9 protein-coding genes are annotated in these 20,561 nt (G+C 52.0%); 7 read left to right on the forward strand and 2 right to left on the reverse strand.

The features are described 5' to 3' along the window. The first annotated feature begins 5 nt into the window (after nucleotides 1-5). The 7 genes from ACSV5M_RS02990 (at nucleotide 6) to ACSV5M_RS03020 (ending at nucleotide 12,353) form a co-directional block, all read left to right on the forward strand. A complete protein-coding gene (locus ACSV5M_RS02990; protein ID WP_439174080.1) occupies nucleotides 6-1,772 on the forward strand; it encodes a hypothetical protein in 1,767 nt (588 codons plus the stop codon). Nucleotides 1,773-1,781: 9 nt separating this feature from the next. Then, nucleotides 1,782-3,671 (forward strand): hypothetical protein, encoded by a 1,890-nt coding sequence (locus tag ACSV5M_RS02995; RefSeq protein ID WP_439174082.1) that lies wholly within the window; start codon nucleotides 1,782-1,784, stop codon nucleotides 3,669-3,671. A gap of 6 nt (nucleotides 3,672-3,677) precedes the next feature. Continuing rightward, entirely contained in the window at nucleotides 3,678-5,132 is a 1,455-nt protein-coding gene (locus ACSV5M_RS03000) for a hypothetical protein (RefSeq protein WP_439174083.1), read from the forward strand. 11 nt (nucleotides 5,133-5,143) lie between these two features. Then, nucleotides 5,144-7,138 (forward strand): ATP-binding protein, encoded by a 1,995-nt coding sequence (locus ACSV5M_RS03005; protein WP_439174084.1) that lies wholly within the window; start codon nucleotides 5,144-5,146, stop codon nucleotides 7,136-7,138. Between the two features lie 12 nt (nucleotides 7,139-7,150). Then, nucleotides 7,151-10,708, forward strand: coding sequence for an eCIS core domain-containing protein (locus tag ACSV5M_RS03010; protein WP_439174085.1), 3,558 nt, complete (start codon nucleotides 7,151-7,153; stop codon nucleotides 10,706-10,708). Beyond that, nucleotides 10,709-11,677 (forward strand): tetratricopeptide repeat protein, encoded by a 969-nt coding sequence (locus tag ACSV5M_RS03015; protein WP_439174086.1) that lies wholly within the window; start codon nucleotides 10,709-10,711, stop codon nucleotides 11,675-11,677. Nucleotides 11,678-11,762: 85 nt separating this feature from the next. Beyond that, nucleotides 11,763-12,353, forward strand: a complete 591-nt coding sequence (locus ACSV5M_RS03020; protein ID WP_439174087.1) for a DUF1566 domain-containing protein — start codon at nucleotides 11,763-11,765, stop codon at nucleotides 12,351-12,353. Nucleotides 12,354-12,371: 18 nt separating this feature from the next. Here ACSV5M_RS03020 and ACSV5M_RS03025 read toward each other — a convergent pair whose 3' ends face one another. After that, nucleotides 12,372-14,273 (reverse strand): TonB-dependent receptor plug domain-containing protein, encoded by a 1,902-nt coding sequence (locus ACSV5M_RS03025; protein ID WP_439174088.1) that lies wholly within the window; start codon nucleotides 14,271-14,273, stop codon nucleotides 12,372-12,374. A 193-nt stretch (nucleotides 14,274-14,466) separates the two neighbouring features. Further along, entirely contained in the window at nucleotides 14,467-20,016 is a 5,550-nt protein-coding gene (locus ACSV5M_RS03030) for a discoidin domain-containing protein (RefSeq protein WP_439174089.1), read from the reverse strand. Nucleotides 20,017-20,561: the final 545 nt, after the last annotated feature.

A 20,561-nucleotide genomic window follows, 5' to 3' on the forward strand; every position in this document is an offset into this window, starting at 1 on the left:
AGATTATGGAAACCCAAGGCTTACAACTGCATAAAGTTATCGCTGACAACAATACCCGGCGCCTGCATTATTTTGCCGGGCGTTATCTGTCAGAGCAGGAATTTGACCTGATGCAGCAATATGTCGACGAGCGTTGCGAGGATTTATTGCGCAGCGCGCCGCCGGGCATTGTCTACGGCCTTGATGTGAGCATCACCGAAACGGACGAGAGTATTGATATCAACGTGCGCCCCGGTTTGGGTGTCGGGGGCGATGGTCGGGCTGTGCATGTTAATTTCCCTATTCGGCTCGATTGGAATTCGCTGATTGACGAATATAAAAACCGCATTACACCGGAAGATCATGAATCGGTGCCGGTTGAGGGGTTTTATTTTCTGACGGTAAAGCGGCAAGTTGCATTGCTGGATGAGAGTGAAGGCGCTGATCCCTGTTCACGCACAGAGCCTAATCCATTGCGCGACAGTCGCCTGGAAGCCTTCGCGACCCTGGATTTACATTTTATATCCAAGGCGGCTTCCTGGATGGCCATGGAAAAAAACCGCGCAGCCATGCGCGTGTTGGTTCGTTCCCTGTCCGATTCACCCTTCGATATCGATACCGGTGCAGTCCCTGTCTGTCTGCTAAAGATTGTCGACGACCAGTTGCAATGGGCGGAAAACCGGGTAGGGCGCTTCGATGCGGAAGCGGATAATGTTTACCAGAACATCTTGAAATATTGGCAGGTTCTGCAAAGCCAACTGCGTCATGATCATACGGATGGAGAAACGCTGGATAACCTGGCCACCATTACCGGCGTTGATTATCTGCCTGCTGCCGGCCCCTTTCCCCAGGATTTAATCACCGATATCGCCGGGCGCGAAAGCGAAGACGACAGCAATCTCTGGCAGCGGCCGGTTTTGCATTTCAATCCCCGCGATTTGCAAATGGAATTGGTGGCGGTGCCGGCCAACAGTGTTGACGGTGTTATCCAGCATGAATTACATCGCGGGGTGATTGACCTTGTACATAACCAACAGGACCGTATCCGCATTATGGTCGCGGTGGAACCGGATGATTACCGCGCTGATTTGCTGGACCTGCCGGATATTGATATGGCACTGCTCAATGAGCTGCACGAGCGCTATGTGCAAGCGGCCTCCGATTACAACGCCTGGGCCATTGAATATTTTTTGTTGTATGGAAACATCACCCGCACCCCGAGCGATTTTACCGAAGAAGATAAGCTAGCGGTGCTTAAACAGATTTACAAAGTCGCCGGACCCGTTAACGATTATTTTGATTTAACGAGTGAAGAGCGCAGGCTCGCCGACTTACCTGTCAGCCAACCGGCGCCGCAAGCCACCCTCAGTTATTTTTCAGAGCTGGTATCCCAGCGCCGTTTGCAGATGCAAGAATCGGAAGTCTTACCGCGCCCCTACAGTGCTATCAGTGCGCGGATATCCGATGAGAATTGGGACGAGCTTTTCCTGACATCGCCGGAGCCGGCGTTCCCCGTAGAGCAAGCAGTCAGTGATGGCCTGTATCGCCAGCGGGAAAACTTGCTGTATGAAATAGAGACCATTGAGAACTTTATCAGTCGCAGTACTGAGTTGATTGATGAGGTCAGTGACTTCCTGTTGCTTCAACGTCAACAGTTGGATTCGATTACTGTCTCCTTTGCCGGGCTTGCCAGTGGTGTTATCGGTGACGGCAGCGGCCTTAATTTGATGCGTTGGAGCGATAGCATTGATTATAAAGCCTTCATTAAAGATGACGAACCTGAACCTCAGTAGGGGTGTGTTATGGCAATCAGTAAAAAGAACAATTTGCTGTTAGGTGCAATCAAGGGAACAGCTGAAACCACTCAGGTGTTTGAATATAAAGCGTCCACGCAATACCTTGATTCCAAATACCTGACGACAGACAAAGGGCAGAGTATCAATGAATATATTGGAGTACTAAATAAGAGTCCGATATATACCGCAAAATTCTTTGACAGTGAGGTATTTGAAAAGCCGAATGAAAAGTTCGGTACGATCTCCCATATTAATGTTGCCGATATAAATTTTTTGAACGCAAAGAATGGAATTGATGATTTACGTGGAGAGTTTGATTTAAATAAAGAAGAAACCATTGTCGGGAAACTAAAAAAGTTTTTTGACGAAATAAAAGATAGCTGGGTTTACAAGAATAATAATTTTTACAACTTTTCTTTTGTATCCAAGAGCTTGGAGCCAAGGGATGATCCTTGGGAAAGTTATAAAAATTTAGAAGCGTACGATGAGCCCGGAAAACCACCTCTAGATCCTAAGGCATTAGCTGAAGGAATGAAAGTTAACAACCATACCGCGTTATTTTCAACAGGCAAGATTATCCGGAAAGATATTCTGTTAATCGAGCGGCTGCGGCGCGAATTGGTCAATTTGCACAAATTCCAACAAAAAATCCTCGCCGAAAAACGCACCGCCTTGGGCAAAGTGGAAACCGAGATTCCCCAACACCACCAGACGCTCGCTAACCTGAACCGGCAACGTATCCGCAGCGAAGGCGACTATCAAGTCGTACGCTTGCTGGTGGCCGAAAACTGGGCCGATGTTGAAAAAGCCTACGCTGAGCGCGCCCGTATTCTCAACAACCATAAAGGTTTGTTCTACGCCCGCGTCCGCGAAACGCCGATCAACCTCCGCCCGGTAACGCCTTTGCCCCTGCGCTACGGCAGTCTGGATGACCTGGTGCCGGGTTATCCCCTGGAAGACATCGATTTGCCGGAAGATCTCCAGGTGTTTATGGAAGCGGTGCTGGATATTTCCATGAATGATTGGGTGAGCCTGCACAACCAGTACACGCTCTTGCCAACCCGTCCGCAATTGCAACGTATGCTCGGTGTGCGCCAGGCTCGCCTGGGTTATCGCATCAACCAGAGTTACCAGGCAGACAGCAAGATGGTTTCGGTAAAGCTGGGCCGCTTGCGCAACCAGAACCAGATGTTGATGAGCGACTTACTTCACAAAACGTTTATTCCCAGCGCATCCATCCTTGAATACCAGCGCAATGCTGCACAACTGATTTCGCTGGAAGATTTGTTGAATGGTCCACCCCATCGGCTACGGGGGTTGGCTGAAACCCAGCGTAATAAACTGGACCAGGCTACCCACTCGCTGTTGAAAGAATTGCGTAAGGTTGCGCCGTCTATCCGTTTGCAATGGGCCGAAGCCGCTGAACTGGATACGCTTAATGTAAAGCAACCCACGCAATGGCCGGGTATCGGGCAGGCGGAAGCCAAAGACCTTAACGGTATTCGCACGCTGGTAGAATTAATCCAGTGGTGGTGGCGGCAACTCACCACTAACGCCAGCAGTACAAGCCATTCCGCCGTACGCAATTTAATTCGCGCGACCTTGATGCTCGCCGCAGCGGATGATCCCGATCAGATTTTACGTGGTAATTTGGCAACGGTGCCGGGACGTTTTGTTATCGGTGAGGCGCTGCGTTTAACGCTCAACAAGGAAGCCTTGCCGGGTACTTTATTGCAAATGGTGAGCCCGGCAAATGTCCTGATCGGCACGCTGAGGATCGACGATTTTGATGATAAGGGTGCAGTAGCCACCTTGACCCAACTGATAACGCAAGATGCAGTACCTTCCACGGCTTACACCGTTACCGGCTATATGATGCCGGGCAAGAAAAGGTAACGTGGAATGGACGCTCGTGGTGTTGCCATTCAACGTATGACGCTCAGCGGAGCAATTCATCACCGGGAGGCGCTGCTGCACTCTCTGGAAGCACAATCCTGGCCAGCAGAAGATGACGAAAGGTTGATGGTTATCCGGCGCATTGACGTGCGCGGCCCCTGGTGGCAATTGGGTGCGGATGCTGCCGCCATGGCTCGCCAGCTGGTGGCTAACGCAGTGCATATCTCGCAGCCGGACGCACAAACGGCGGACATTATTTATTTTCGTCACCGCACTGAACAAGTGGTTTACCTTTGTCTGGATCTCTTACGCAATAACTATCAGCATTGGTATTGGCAGACATTTATCCACCCTGCATCAACGCCCACAGCTATATTGCGTAATCTCTTGCAGGAAAATGTGTTTGATTTGCCCGATGTGTTATTCCATCTGAATCGTGCGCATTATTTCCCCGCACTGATTAAAACAGTGGGAGCTGACAATGTTCGCGATATTTACCGGGGACTTTGTGCTGTCACACAGTGGCAGGGACATTCGCCCACCGCATCAAACAGTAATAATTTTTCGCAGGAACAATTTTCTGTAGAGAGCCAGAAGGTCTTCTCTGAATGGGCCGACACCCTGATCTCGCTCAAACGTGATGCATTGGATAATGCCGATGTCATCGCTTTAATTTCATTGATCTGCGCCTGGAAAATTTACCCGCATAAATTACCGGATCGACATTTTTCAGTGCGTTGGCAACAATGGTTTTGTGGCGTTATTCAAGACGATACAAAATCTGTGGATAAGCAACACGTTACGCAATACGCCGCTCAAACGGTTGAGATGGAAGGGAACTGTATTCCCGCTGCCAGATTGGAAAACGCCGAGATCACAACCAAAAATGTTGCTGGCCAAGCACAGCAGGTTTTTTCTCCCGACGCTACAGGTTCATCTGCCTCATTAACCGATGTTGAAACTATCGTTTTGCCGGATCATGACATTTACCTGACCCAATACGGCGGTATTTTTTTCTTGATCAATGCCTTGCTACTGACTAAATGTACTGACGAAATCCAGGTAAACCAGGTGGCCCCCTGGCAGCTTATCCAGCATATGGCGCATATGCTGGGGTGCGGTAAGGATGCGGGGTTAATGGAGTTTTTCGACAGCCAGTTGGCAACGCCCGCAGAAGAGGGCGCTTTACAATCCGCAGCGCATCTTGCCGAAAAGCTGACGCCGCAGGTAATACACCGTTTTCATCAACACCTGCAGTGGAATGCGGATTTTTTTCTGTTGCGTGCGCGTATCGAGCAGCGCCTGCCGTACATCAATGTGTATTTTCATGTGTCGTCGATACAACTGCCTTTGCGTCTGCTGGGGTTGGATATCAATCCCGGGTGGCAGCCCTGGCTGGGGCAGGTGGTCAAGTATCACTATGTCACTGATCCGGATCTCTTACCGTTAAATCCTATGTGAGACCCAAACCCATGAACAGCACTGTCAGGATTTCATCCATACCAGCGCACGATGCGCGGTCAAAGCATGAATCGTTTTTTTCTCAGTGGATTCTGGCAGGCATCAGTGATTTCGGCCGCACGCGCCTCGCATCGCCATCCATTACCTTTACACAATCGGAACACGCGCAACAATTGGCAAGCTACTGGCAGCTTTCCCGTTACGACTGGGCAACGGTGCGTTCTCATACGCGCATTCAGCACCTCAGGTTATCTGAACCGCTGCAACAGGTACTGAAGGATTATCAGCTTGGCTTGGCAGATCTGTTTTTACTTGGCTTGTGCGGCGAAGTAGAAAACAGTTACTGGCTTAACCTGGCGCTCGCAGAACTACAAACACCGGATCAGCATCCGCGTCCCCGCCTGCATCTTGTGTGTGAGTTGTTAAATGATTTATTTGATGCAGATGTCTCGCCGATTGAGCTTGTTAACCATCCCCTGGTCAACGCGGGCTTGCTTCAAGTCGTTGGCGATGAACCCTGGCCCTTGCGCCATTTGCAGGTTGATGGATTATTATGGTCGCTATTGACCGGGGCGAGAGTGTCCTGGCCCGGTACGACTCGGCTTACGAGTGATGAGCCGCTGGTGCCTGAAGCCTTGCAACAATCGCTTGCGATCATTGCGCAGCACATTCGGTTAGGTCGTGCCCATACAATTGTACTACGTGGTGCGCGTGCCACCGCTGTCCATGTTGCCAGCGAGCTGGCCCGTTATCTGAATATTCAACCAATTAAAATCACTCCGGATTTATGGGCGCGTGACAAAGCTTTACACCTTGCCGCCACCTACGGCAAATGGCTTCCCGTTATTGAACCGGTGCTTGGTCCAGGGGAGATCTATCAAGTGCCCGATGCTGCCACCGTGGCGCAAGTGATGCTCTGTGGCCACGAGGGTATTGTGCAGGCGCGAGCGCCGGTAGAGCTGGATATTCCCGGCTTTACTTTGCAGGAGCGGCAGATGTTGTGGCAGAACTATTTGTCATCGCCAGAGCTTGCGCAGGAACTGGCGGAATCATCGTTGATCGACGGCTCAAGCATCCAGACGCTGTCACAGATGGCACAAGTCCAGGCAGCCCGCGAACAACAACCGCTTAAGCGTCAGCATATTCTGAGCTCACGTCTTCATCAGGGGAATCATCGGTTACGTCAATTGGCACAGCCCGTGTTGCGTCAGGTGGATAGCGATGCGTTGGTGTTGCCAGCGGGCGTGAACCAACAGATACACCAATTAATCCAGCGTTGTAAAAAGCGCGAAACCTTATGGCAGGATTTGGGCTGCACGGCCCAGTCCTCGGTAAATTTAGGAATTCGAGTGTTATTTTCCGGCGAAAGTGGAACAGGAAAAACGCTGGCCGCCAGTTACATTGCAACACAACTCGGTGCACCCTTGTATCGGGTAGACCTGGCCTCGGTAATGAACAAATACATTGGTGAGACAGAAAAGAATCTCGGCCTGTTGTTAGATGAAGCAGCAGCGAGTGACACAATATTGTTGCTCGACGAAGCCGATGCGTTATTCGGCAAACGCACGGACACAGGTGGCGCGGGTGATCGTTTTGCTAATATGCTGACCAATTATCTACTCACGCGCATCGAAACCCATCCCGGCATTGCAATCCTGACCAGCAATGGCCGTTCCCGTATTGATTCAGCGTTCACCCGCCGCCTGGATGCCATTATTGAATTTATCCCACCGGCAGCAGCCGAGCGTTACCTGATCTGGCAATCCCATCTCGGTGCGCGAAATCCCGGCGAACAATTTTGCCAACTGCTCGCCAGCTATTCAGAACTGCCCGGCGGCTTTATTCGCAACGCTGTGCTCACCGCAGCAACACACATCAATACGAGGGAAAATCAAACGATTCCTCCTGCTATGTTGTTGCGCGCCTTGATGGATGAATACCGCAAACTGGGTAAAGCCATTCCCACCAAACTTGAACATCTGGCGCAATCATTGGCAACACAGTAAAGGACGCCGACCATGGCAACACTTGCACAAAAAAAGCGTTCAGGAAAATCCGGCGGCCACGACAATAAAACAGCCAACCGGCAGGCCGAAGAGAAAAAAGAGTCGCCAGCGCAGCGCAAGGTGATGCGCTCAGCCTACCTGCAAACCAAGATGGCCGTCAGTACACCGGGCGACACCCAGGAACAGGAAGCCGACCGCGTAGCCGACGAAGTCAGCCGTATGCCGAAAGGTGTAGCACGCGCAGTCGACGAAACAGCACCGCCGGGCTCATCCCAGCCAGAGAATAATGCAGAGCAACCACAATCCCTGCAAACCAAAATTTCCCGGATGCAAGAAGAACCGGAAGCTGCGCACACCAAATTGTGCCGTGCGGAAGCGGAAAATTTGGATACGAAAGCTGCACGCACGGAAGAAGAGGACCTTACCGCACAAACAAAACTTTATCGACAGGAGGAAGAGCCCGCGACGACCGAAACCGATACAGAAGCCGCATCACCCGAAACACCCGTCGTCGCCGACGAAACTGAACAAAAAATAGAATCCCTGCGCGGCCAGGGAAACCCCATGGCCGACGACATCCGCCAGGAAATGGAAGGCAAACTGCACGCCGATTTTTCCCGCGTCTCCATCCACACCAGCGGCGACGCCGACGCCCTATGCAAACAACTCAGCGCCCGCGCCTTCACCGTAGGCAACGACATCTTCTTCGCCGCCGGTGAATATGCGCCTACGACGGAAGCCGGGAGGAAGTTGCTGGTGCATGAGTTGACGCATGTGGTTCAGCAGGGGGGCGATGTTGCCAGGAAAGTTTTTCGAGAGGTAAACCCACGACCTGCTGTTACACCCGGATCTGAGGCAGAAACAAAATTGAATGAATTGAGCAGGCTTGAGTTGCCGCCAATAAAGCACCGCCATGCCGCGCTATACACGGGACATGGTGCAAGACGGGCTGCTGGTTATCGTAGAAATACTAGTGAAGAGCAGGTAAACGTATGGAAACGTGATGTACAGCTTACAGAAGATACTATTGCTCAGAAAATTCGTGCAGAAATGCAGAGGGCAGATCCTCAATCTGATTTTACGATACCTACGTCCTCTCATGCTCACGTCAGTTTTTCTTTGCCGGGTGGGCAGGTAATTAGCGGACAGTGGCGAGGCATTAGAAACCAGTTAATTATCCCCGATTGGGACAGGAGAGGGAACTATCTAACGGCGCGAGACCAGAAGTTTCAGGTTGATCATATGATAGAACTACAGGTTTATGGGGACACGACAGGGAACGCGGGTAATGTCGCTGGCAATCTCGAATTATTAAAGGGTGCACCTAACGCTAGCTCAGGAGCTACGATTAAAACAAAAATTTATGAAAAGGTTTACGGTTTTCTACAGGCGCAAGATCCTGCGTTTTCTACCTTATCTTCCGAAACTAAAGCAAACAGACGGAGAGCATTTTTACAAAATCATACCATTACATTTACGGAAATGGTTCGAGGAGAGGGAAGGGATGGAAATGATAATGATTGGTGGACGCGTGCAGAAATAGAGGAAGGGGCTCATTTGGATGTGATAGAGCCCGCGCCAGCTACACGGCTGGAGGGAAGCTCGGGTAATTTTGTTTTGGCTTCTGGTCCAGGTGGAATTGAAATAGCTCGTTATCGTTATCCAAATTTGAATTTCGAACCAGCAAATCGACGCCTAAGAGAGGCGATGGCTGGCCTTAATATCAATCGGTTTGAATTGAACAGCAACGTCGAACAGGGCGTTGAAGGAAATGATGTCGGTAGTATTCAGGCAACCTGGAATTTACCCAACAATTTCAGAACCGATGAACCTGTCACTATACCCCTGAAAGCTGTCGGTCCCTACTGTGCATCCCCTGGAGAAATTCCAGGTTTAAATACGAGTTTTACGCACCTCAGCCCAGTAAGCTTTCCGTCAATCGAACTGCGCAATGGTGGATTGTATGCCGAAGGCCAGATCAGTCCAACAATCCCCCTTTTGGCTAACATTCCGATTTCCATAATACTGGAAGGTGATGATTTGCGATTTCAAGTCGAATATTCGACAGGTGCGTTGAATATTCCCATACCTGGATTAACTATTGATGATAGTACTCTGGCACTTTTCTACAGCACTCGTGATGGCTTCGGTGGCTCCGGCAGAATAGATTTTGGGGTTAATCAATTAGGCTCAGGAAATTTAGAAGTAAGTGTTTCAGAACGCACGGGATTTTCAGCAGCAGGGCAATTTGATTTCGATTCAGAACTTTTTGATAGAGCAAGGATTAATATCTGGTACCGAGAGGGTGCATTCGGAGGATCAGGAGAAATTGGAATAGATCAGCCCGATAAGATTCGTGGTATCCGATCAGCAAATCTTACTGTCACCTTTGGACATAATGAGTTTTCTGCGGAGGGAGATATCCAGCCAGATATTCCTGGCGTGCAACAGGCGGGTTTGGATATTAGTTACTCGGAGGAAGAAGGACTTACCATTGGCGGAGAGTTACAACTTAACGCCGATACTCCCGGAATCGAGTCCGGAAATATAGAGGTTACGCTTAATAAACAAGAGGATACTTGGAAGGTGGCTGCTTCCGGAACTGCTGTTCCCTCTATCCCTGGTATCAACTCGGAATTAACAGTCAGCTACAACGACGGCGCCTTCACCGCCGAAATTGAAGCAGATTATTCGCGCGGTATGTTATCCGGTCGGGTCAACGCCGGCGTCACGAACCGCAGTGTCGGCGAAGATGGCCAAACACTTTCAGAAACCGCCGAGCCGGATAATCCCTTGATTGTTTACGGTGGCGGTTCGCTTTCCTTGCAGCTCGCCCCCTGGCTGCAAGCAACCGCCGGTGTACAGTTTTCTCCAAACGGGGAAATTACCGTGACCGGTGAAATCGGTTTGCCCGATGAGCTGGAAATTTTTGCGCGGCGCGAGATCAATAAATCCATCTTTAACATCGCCGTGCAAGCACCGATTTTCCCCGGCATTGTGGCGGAGATCGGTGGGGGCTTGAGTGCGACGGCGGGTATCGGTCCCGGTGTGATCGATCAATTACGCCTGGGCGTGACTTACAACCCGGACCACGAAGAAGATACGCATATCACAGGCGATGCCCATCTCAATATTCCTGCCAATGCCGGCTTACGTTTATCGGTGCGCGCGGGCATCGGTTTGGGTATCACCGGTGCCAGTGCAACCGGTGGTCTGGACATTGGCGGCACACTCGGTATCGAAGGCGCGGCGGAAGCAGGTGTGCATGTGGACTGGACACCGGCTACAGGCCTGGATATCGAAGCGGAAGTGGCGGTACATGCACAACCGAGTTTCACCTTTGATATCGGTGGCTATGTCAGCGTGCGCGCGTTGGGCTTCAGTGTGTACGACGAGCGATGGGAATTTGCGTCTTACACCTTTGGTTCCGATTACCGTTTTGGTATTCGCTTACCGATTCATTATAAAGAAGGTGAGCCCTTTGATATTTCTCTTGATGATGTGGAATTTGAAGTGCCGGATATCGACACCAACCAATTACTCCGTGGACTTATTGCGAGGATCGCCTAAATGAATACAGCAATTGAACAAATCAGAGCCGGTGTGGAAGCGCATTTAAATGGCAATTTAAAAGCGGCCGAATCTGCTTACCTGGCTGCGCTGACGGTAGATGCGGCGAATGCCACAGCGCACAATAATTTGGGGTTTATTTACGGTCAATGCCAGCGCTGGGATGAGGCATTGTTGCATTTGCGTACCGCACTGGATTTAAAACCGGACTTGTCCATGGCTCACAGTAATCTTGGTCAGGTACTGATGAATCTCGGCTCGGCGGAAGAGGGCATGGAGCATCTGGAAAAAGCGGTGGATCTCGACTCAGAAAACCTACAGGCCTGGGATAATCTGGGACGATTCTGTTTACATGCCGGTAATTTTCAGCGCGCCGAATACAGTTGGCTGCGTGCCTTGGGCATTCGCCCGCATACACCACACCTCATGGTTCGTTTGGGAACGGCAATCGCGGCCCAGAGGCGTTTTGACGAAGCGATTGAGCTCTATCAACAGGTGTTGCGTAACTATCCCATTGATGTCGATGCCTGGGCACAGTTGGGCGTCTGTTATTTTTTGCGTAAGGATTTCGGTAGTTGTCAAAGTGCGTTGGAACGCGCTTTGACTATCAAACCGGACGACCATATTGCTTTACGTCATTTGGGCCTGGTGCACATTGCCTTGGGTGCTAAGCAAGAGGCTGAAGCGGTTTTCGCGGAACTGTTACGCCATTATCCTGGCGACCAGGAAACGTTACTAGATCTCGCGGTGTTGCAGTTGTCGCTGGATAACCCCGCCACGGCCCTGGCAAAATTGGAACAACTTTATATCAAGGATGCAACCAATGAACGCATTCGCTTTTACCTGGCCCTTGCTTTACGAGCTTGCGGTGAACCAGCGCGGGCAAGCGATTTGCTGCGGGACATTGCCGGTGCACAAGGCCTCTATGCGAAAAAAGCCAGACAAGTTATGAGGCTGGAGATTCATTAATCATTCCTACTGCGGGGGCCGTCATAGAAGCTGTGCTTTAGTTGGGTTATGATTAATTCCGGTCAATATCACACCGGAATTAATCATGAAAATAATGAACCGCACCCAGCAGATCGTCTTCATTACTGGGATGGTCGCCATCACAATGGCCCATTATCTTGTCGCCGATACATCAGAAGAAACATCGGAAGAGACTGTCGTTACTTTGGATGCGAAAGGTGATCCATCGTCAAACACGCCGCGCTGCCTGCAAGATTATAAAACCAGTTTGGTATGGGAATTAAAAACAGACGACGACAGCCTGCACGGAAAAGATAAAACCTTTCGCTGGGGTGGGGTAGGCGCTGATAAAGTCGGGAGCATGGCTTTTGATGACTGGAACGCACTGGTAAAAGCGGCTAACAAAAATGCGTTGTGTGGTTTCACCGATTGGCGCGTACCAACCATTGATGAGTTAAAGCAGTTATACACCTTGCAGCAGTCTTCTGACATAAAGCCGTATTTTTCCAATACTCAAGAGACACCTTACTGGTCAGTTTCCGCTTACGAAAAATATCCGGAGCATGCGCAGACCGTGCATTTCGGTAACGGGGTTTCTTATTATTACAACGGCTATCGCGGCAATCCTTTGCCGGTGCATTTGGTTCGCGGTAACAAGCAGGACGTACCGCGCTAGCCGGTATCCTTACATTACTTAATTAGCCAATTGCCAACGCAAACCCACTCGCCACAATAATCCCGGAGCAGGGAAGCCAACAGCAGTTTGATATTCCTCGTCCAGCACATTCTCCAGCGTGAAATTCGCTTTCACCACCTCGTTGATATTCCAGAACACATTCGCATCCACGCGATGGTATTCATCCAGTTTTTCAAACACGGTGTCGCCGGTGTGCTGGCTGCTGGCAAACTGTTCGTCGACCCATTGGTAATCCACTGATGTGTTCCAACTGTCATTCACTTGCCAGTTTACCGTTACACCGGCGCGGGCTTGTGGACGGCCGGTGAGGATGGAGACGCTGTCTTTCACATCAATATCCGTATAGGTCGCATGAGTGCGTACACCGACGCGGCCATCGATGCTTTGCCACTGGGCTTGCCATTCAACGCCGCTGGTGTCGACTCGATCGCGGTTGACGTTGGTAAATAATTCGCTGTCGAAGTCGATGGCGTCGCGGTAAGCGTTGTTGAAATAATTCAGGCTGCTAAACAATTGATCATTCATTTGCCATTCAACGCCGAGATCCCAACTTTCTGCTTTTTCCGGTTGCAGCTCGGGGTTGCCGACCAAGGGATGACCCAAGGCAAAAAAGCTCGGCAATTTATAGCCTTCGCCGAAGCTGGAACGTAGGGTGACAGCGTCGGTAAGCGCAAAACGTACACCAACTTTGGTGGAGGTTTGGCTATCGAAATTCTCCGGATCGTCGTAGCGCAGGCTGCCTTGTAATAATAAACGTTCGTTAACTTGTGCATTCAGATCAACAAAGCCGCTGTCGGTGGTGCGTTCCAGAGAAAAGTCGGTGGGGAAGGGGAAGCCGATATCGAGATAACCGCGACTGTCGCCATCTTCTTTACGCTGGTCTACGCCGAGGTTAGCCCAGAATTTTCCTTGCTGTCCGAGGGTGTTAATCCAGGACATTTGATCGCGCGTGAATTCTGTTTGCGCGCCGTTGGCGGGCACAGCCGTGTAGGGTGCGATACCGGGTGATTGGTAATCTTCTTCGCGTTGATAGCGGGTTGCTTGCAGTTGGCTTTTCCAGAATTCCGTGACCTGATATTGCCAGGTGAGTGCAGCGCTTTCATCGGTGTAATCGGTGAAATCCAGTTCTGTTGATGTGGCGAACAACGGCCCGCCACTTTGTTCGGGATAACTGCTGCGCTCGCCATCAAAATAACGGTAGCTCACAGAAATGTAATGCGCGTCGTTGGGTTGCCAACCTAAACGCAGGTTGGCTTCATTATCTTCCGCTTCACTGCCTTCCACCGGCTCGCCGCTGTCGCGCGCGCGAAATTGCAATGAATAATCGAATTGGTCGGTTTTACCGGACGCGCCTAAACCGATGTGTTGATAACCTTCATCGCCGCCAGCAGCAGACAAGGTTTGTTGATGACCATCCTGCGGACGCAGCGTAATAATATTGATGACACCAGCCAAAGCATCGGCACCGTAAATTGCTGATTGTGGGCCGCTCACAATTTCAATGCGCTCGATAGAATCCACATTGATGTTGCCGAGATCAAATGCACCGCCGCGTGTATTACCCGGATCGTTCATGGCAACACCATCCACCATCACCATGGTGTAATTGGATTCGCCGCCGCGAATCGAGGCAACGGTTAATCCGCCAGGGCCACCCTGACGTTCAACCAGTACGCCGGGCACCGTTTGTAAAACATCGGCGAGGTTGGTTTTGTTGAGTTGGGCAATCGTCGTGCGATCAATCACACTGACACTGGATGACACCTGGGTCGCTGCGAGCGGACTGTGGGTGCCGGTTACGATGACTTGTTCTTGCAGTGGTTCCTGATTAGGTTGCTGAGCATACAGTGGCGCGGAGGCCATGGTCAGGGCGATGGGCAGCAGTGGCGAAAATCTCATAGTGCGTCTCTTCACTCGTTAAGGTTGTGTCTGCAGTCATTAATGGCGCGCTGCGACAAATTTTTTGCAGCGGCGTGGAGTGTAATGGATGTTGAAGGGAATGGTCACCCCTTCTTTCGTTAAGAAAAGAAGGGGTGACTTAGTTGCGCGAATTGTTGCGAGAATTTCAGATTTTTTGCAGGCTATCGGCGGATTAATCCGCCGATGTCCATTCAATCGCCTTGCGAATCATCTCGATCATTTTGGGATCGGAGAAGTTGGCATCCACGTGACCCATGGCAGTGTAAAACGCGCGACCGGCGCCCACGGTATTTTTGAAGATCACCGGATGATCTTCCACCGGATAATTCGAGTTGTAACTTGAACGATCCAGATTGGCGAGCACTTCAATGTTGCCAGCATTACGTGGATTATCTCGCCAGAAATACCACTCGTCACCAATGGTCCATTCGCTACCGATGTGATTAACCAGCACATCACCGGGCTTCTCAATTTCCACTCGCGCTTGGGGAATACCATCACCGTGGTGGATAAATTCCGCACCGCCCAGCAGCGTATCGGTATACCAGGTCCAGTCGTGTTCGGTGTCGGCCGCCGAATGCAATCCGACAAAGCCGCCGCCGTTTTCGATATAGGAACGGAATGCCGTTTCCTGGCTGGTGTTGAAGATATCGCCAGTAGTATTCATAAATACGATAGTGCTGTATTGCGCCAGGTTGGCGGTGGTGAACAGGCTGGAATCTTCGCTGAAGGTGACATCGAAACCGTAAGTATCCGCGATGTCTTGCACCATGGCATTACCGGCCTCGATAGAACCATGGCGGAAGCCGGAGGTTTTGGAGAACACCAGCACGTTAGGGCAGTTGTCGCCGCAGTTGACCGTAAATTCACGGGTGCGCGGAATACCGACCTCATTACCAGCGTCATCCAGCAGGCTGACACGCAACGTGTGGCGGCCCGTGGGCAGAATGCCGAGGTTCACCGGCGTGAGGCTGGCTAAAGTCACTGGCGCATTGCCGTCCAATGAATAGCGGTAACTGCCACCGCTGGACAACCAGCTGCTGTCGCTAATGCTGACCTGCAAGCTGACATTCTGATCTTCCGCAATGGCTTGGCCGGCACTGGGTGATTCGACATTGATAAAGGCCACGCCCGCGTCGGCGGGAATACCATAAATATCCACGTCATACAGCGAATAACCGTAACCCGTACCGCGTTGGGTTCCATAGATGCGGATATAACGGCCTTGCTGGCCATCCAGCGCAATGTCCACCACGCCGCCGATGCCCTTATCGGTTTCGTAGATGGTCTGCCAGCTGCTGCCGGTTGCAGAGATCTGGATACTGTAGGCCCGCGCATAGGCGCCTTCCCAATCCAGGCGGATGCGGCTCAGGTAGACACTTTCACCCATGTCGGCCTGTAAGTATTGCGGGTCAGCGGATTCACTTTCCCAACGCGTCGCGCGATTGCCATCAAAGCCGCCGGCAGCGGTGTTACCGCCCACCGAGGTGGATGCACTGCTGTCAACCGGGATGAGTTTGGTCGGGGCAGGGGTCTCCGGCGTGCTGCCGCCGGATTCCCGCACCGAGAAGCTGGCCGAGCTACTGGTGCCCACGACCTGGCCCTGGTTGTTGACCAGCGTCACTTGCACGCTGTGGTTGCCAACTGACAAGGCCCCCAAATTCACCGGGTTGCCATTGGTCACAGTCACCGCAGCGCCGCCATCCAGCGCGTAGCGGTAACGACCACCGTTGGTGAACCAGGCGCTGTCGGAGATCGCCACCTGCAGGCTCACCGCCGTGCCTTGCTGATACTGCTGGCCCGCTGCCGGTGCGGTGATGCTGATTTGCGGTGTCGGTGTTGGATCGGTGCCGCCCGGTTCGGTACCCCAAACCTGGAATTCCCACAGCGAATAACCCCAGGGGGTTGCGCGAACGGTGCCGGTCAGGCGTACATAGCGGCCCTGGCCATTCACGGTTAAATCGTCTGTACCGCCGTTGCCGGTGGTGGTGTTATAGATCTGCGTCCAGCTGCTGCCATTATCGGAAACCTCAATACGATAGCCGCTGCCGTACGCCCCTTCCCATTCCAGCAGGATGCGGGTGATGGTCATGCTTTCACCCAGGTCAATCTGGATAAACTGGTTGTCGCTGTGGGCGCTGCTCCAGCGGGTATTCATGTTGCCGTCCACGGCATTGCTGCCCACATAATCGCCCTCGATGTCGGACGTAGTGACTGTCTTGCCGGCGGATAGCAACTCAGGTTCCGCCGGTGCACCCGGGCTAACCGCAAACTGCACGGTTCGGGCGGTGCCGGTTAAGGCGCCGGACGCATTCAGCAGTTGCACCTGCACACTGTGCTGGCCGACCGCCAGGGCACCCAGGCTGATGGTGGTACCGCTGATTACTTCCACCGGATTATTGCTGTCCAGGATGTAGCGGAAGCTACCGCCACTGCTGAACCAGTTAGCATCAGAAATACCCACTTGCAGGTTGACGGGCTGACCTTGCGTGTAAGTCTGCCCGGCAGTGGGCGAGAGTACATTGATGGTCGGCGCCGGTGCGGAAGTGCCGCCCCAGACTTCAAACTCAAACAATGAATAACCCCACACCGTCGCGCGTTGGGTGCCGGTGAGGCGGATATAACGGTAGGTACCGGACAAGTCGTCAAAGGTTTCCGTACCGCCGGTGCCGTTGGTCCGGGTCACGATGTTGGACCAGGTGTTGCCATCGGTTGAGCCTTCAATCACATAAGCGCTGCCGTAGGCTGCTTCCCAATTCAGCACGATACGGCTTATGCGGTAAGCCGCTTCCAGGTCGATACGAATCCATTGCGGATCTTCAAATTCGCTGCCCCAACGGGTTGTCGCCACACCGTCGACAGCGCTGCTGCCCACAAAACCACCTTCGTAGCTGGAGACCGTTACCGGTTTATTGCGCGAAAGCAATTCTTCAGCGATGGGCTCTTCCGGTCCATCGCCGGACAAACTATCGATCCATTGCTCCAGTACCTGGATATATTCACCGTGTTCCAACGCGCGACCTATAGGCGGCATGCGGTCATTCGGATTGACGCTCTTGTCGCGGATATAGAGGATGGATTCTTCCGGCGCGCCAGCCGCCACGACCTTGGCGTTATTAATGCCATAGTCATTCAGGTAGTTGCGAATACCCGTGGTGTTGGAGTTAACGATTTGCATCTGGTTCAGCGGCGTGTTGTAGCGTGCATCCCACTGCGAGCCGCCTTTGCCGACACCGTGGCAGTGCGCACAGTTAGCATCGATGTAGGACTTCACACGCTGCTCAAGCGAAGCACTGGTATCGGCAATGTCGACCATCTTGTCGAAGCCGGCAATCTGGCTGTTGGTAAACGCCGGGCTGAACAGGTTCAGATTGTTCCAATGAGCAAGTTGATTCTGTGAACCTATGCCGGGGTAGGTGAAGTTCTTGTTCAACTGCCGTGTGCTGAGACCCAGAATCTTCGCAGATTCTGCATTGTGGCAATCAATACATTCCGTCGGGCTGGGGTAAGCCCAGGTTTGCGTCCAGGTGGAGCCATCGGCGGCGGTGATATTAATATTCTCCGTCGCACCAGCCATCAGCAGATCGGCATCGCTATTGTCCGCGCGCCATTTGTAAGTCACGCCGTAAATATTGCCATCGGCTTGTACCACGATCAGTCGGGTTTCCAGGCGTTTGGTCTGGGCCGGGTTGTTAGCATTCAAAGGCAATTCGAAATGCTTAACCGCCACAGTGCCTTGCGGGTAGGTCCAGTTGTCCCGCGCATGCCAGTTAATCTTTTTGTCAGCGGGGATGGAGATCCAGCGCAGCTTGTCGGCGCGGTCGGACCAGAGTTTGGCGTTGGGCTCAAACGGCAAGAGGTTTTCGCTCGGTGTCATAGTGGCGGTATTGCTGAACACACCGGTTTGCGACAGCAAGCGCGGTACGCCGGTAAATTGCGTATCCAGGGTGTGCGGCATATTCAGGTAAGCAAATTCTGTCAGCTCTTCCGGCGGTTCTTCTTCGCCACCGGCAAAGATTTCAAACTCATAAATCGAATGGCCGTAGCCCGTGCCGCGCTCGGTGCCGGTCAAACGAATGTAACGATACTCTTTGGTGGAATCGATCAAATGAAATTCCGTTCCGCCGTGGCCGTCGGTGTTGTTCACCAGGACATCCCAGGTGGTGCCGTCCATCGAACCTTCAATCACGTAACGGGAGCTGTAGGCATTTTCCCAGGTGATCACAATACTGCCGATGGTGGATGCCTGTTGCAGTTCAATGTTGAGTGTTTGCGGATCGGAAGACGCACTTTCCCAGCGCGTGGTTGGGTCACCATCCACAGCGTAGGCGGCGAGGTTGCCGCCGACAGCAGAGGTTGCTGTGGCCGTACTGCCAACTGAAATATTGGTGCCGTTATCGCGATCACCGATGTGGTCAAAGCGATAGAGTGCGCCGCCACCGTAGGGCTCTTTATCACAGCAACCTGAACCCCATTGCAATACATAAAGCTGATGGGTGCGCGGGTCCAGTTCGGTATCGATGGCGCCCTGGAAACCATTGGTATTGATCGGCATGGGTTCGGCGATGGGTGGATTATTGTTGGCGGCCAGGTCAATGGTGAAGAAGCGGCTGCTGTTGAAATCCCAGAAGATCAATTTGCCGTTGTAATAGGCGGGCAATTTAAAATCGTGATCAATGCTTTCATCAAAACGATACACCGGACCAGACATGGTCGCCTGGTGGCGAATGGTCCACAGTGCCGATTTGGATGGGGGCAGGTTAGTAGCCCCGGTGTTGAGGTTGTAATTGTTGACGATGTTGTTGGGATTGAAGCCGGCATAGGGCTGGTTGTAGCCGATGATATACGGCCAGCCGAAGTTGCCTGCTTCGCGAATTTCGTTGATCTCATCCAGGCCGCCGGGGCCTTCGGCGCTATCCGCGGACGCGTCCGGGCCGATATCACCGACATACAAATAACCGGTCAGTGGGTCAATGTTAAGGCGGAAGGGGTTACGAAAACCCATGGCATAAATTTCCGGCCGACGGGTTGCATCGCCGGCAAATAAATTGCCCGCTGGAATCGTATAGCCGCCGGCTGGGGTGGGCCTGATACGCAGAACTTTCCCGCGCAGGTCGTTGGTGTTGCCGGAGGTTTCCTGAGCCGCTGGCTGGAAATAACCGCCGGCCGCTTTGTTGTCGCCGGTGGTGATAATCAGGTTGCCCGCCTTATCAAATTGCAGGGAACCGCCCATGTGCCCGTGAGCTTCATCGCCGGTCTGCCATTCGAGCAGGATACTTTCTGAATTCAAATCCAGCGTGTTGTTTGCATTCACCCGGTAACGCGATACCCGCGTCAGGCTGCCGGGTGCGGTGTATTGAAAATACACGTAACCGTTGATGGTGAAATTTGGATCGAGCGCCAGGCTCAATAAACCGTCTTCAAATTCGCAGCGAACATTGGGTACCGTCGAGGTTTGGGACGCGACACCGCCATCGAGATTCCATGCGTAAAACGCGCCGCATTTTCCGACCACAAACGCACGGCCATCGTTTGAAATTTCAAATTCCATCGGCAAGTCCAGACCTTCCGCGACCACATGCCGCTGAAAATCTGTGCTTACCGGTGCTTGCGCAAATGCCGTCGTTACGGCCAGCAGGTTGAAAATAAGAACCGACATTAACCAGCGTGTGTGGCGAATACCATTGCCATGCTCACGCCAGAGCGTTTTCAGAGAGTTCATTGATGTTCTCCATTGTTATTATGTGGAGGGTTGTTAAGTGGATGCAGCGTTTGTACACACCACGGCTGTTGGTGGAAACGAAAGGTTGGGCACCATCCCGCCACCGTTTTTCGTGAGGTAAGTCACAGATCCTTTAAAACACGAATCCTTGAACGTCAGTTGAGCAACCGACATGGTGAAAGTCAGGCGGTTTTTATTTTTGGGCACGTTTTCCTGACTTACTCATGAAATCACAATCGCCAACCAATAACCGCGAAATCCCCACAATTTCATTCCCGCTTATCGCAACAGCAGCCCCTTTTATCGCAAGCGCTGGCTTGGCGAATAACAACACGAGGCAACCTGACGAAAAGAGAAATAAAAACTGATTGATGCGTGACTGAAGCCAACAGCAGATTATTGTTGTGTGCGATTTATAATTATGTTTTCTGTGCACGGAATAACCGGGTTGGCAACAGTGTCTGGACTATAACTGAGGTACTAGTCGATCATCCAGTAACAGTTAACGCTGAGCGAAAGGTGGGAATTGGCAGTAGTGAAGTAAA

The sequence above is a fragment of the Cellvibrio sp. ARAG 10.3 genome, assembly GCF_051846955.1.
Lineage (GTDB): Bacteria > Pseudomonadota > Gammaproteobacteria > Pseudomonadales > Cellvibrionaceae > Cellvibrio.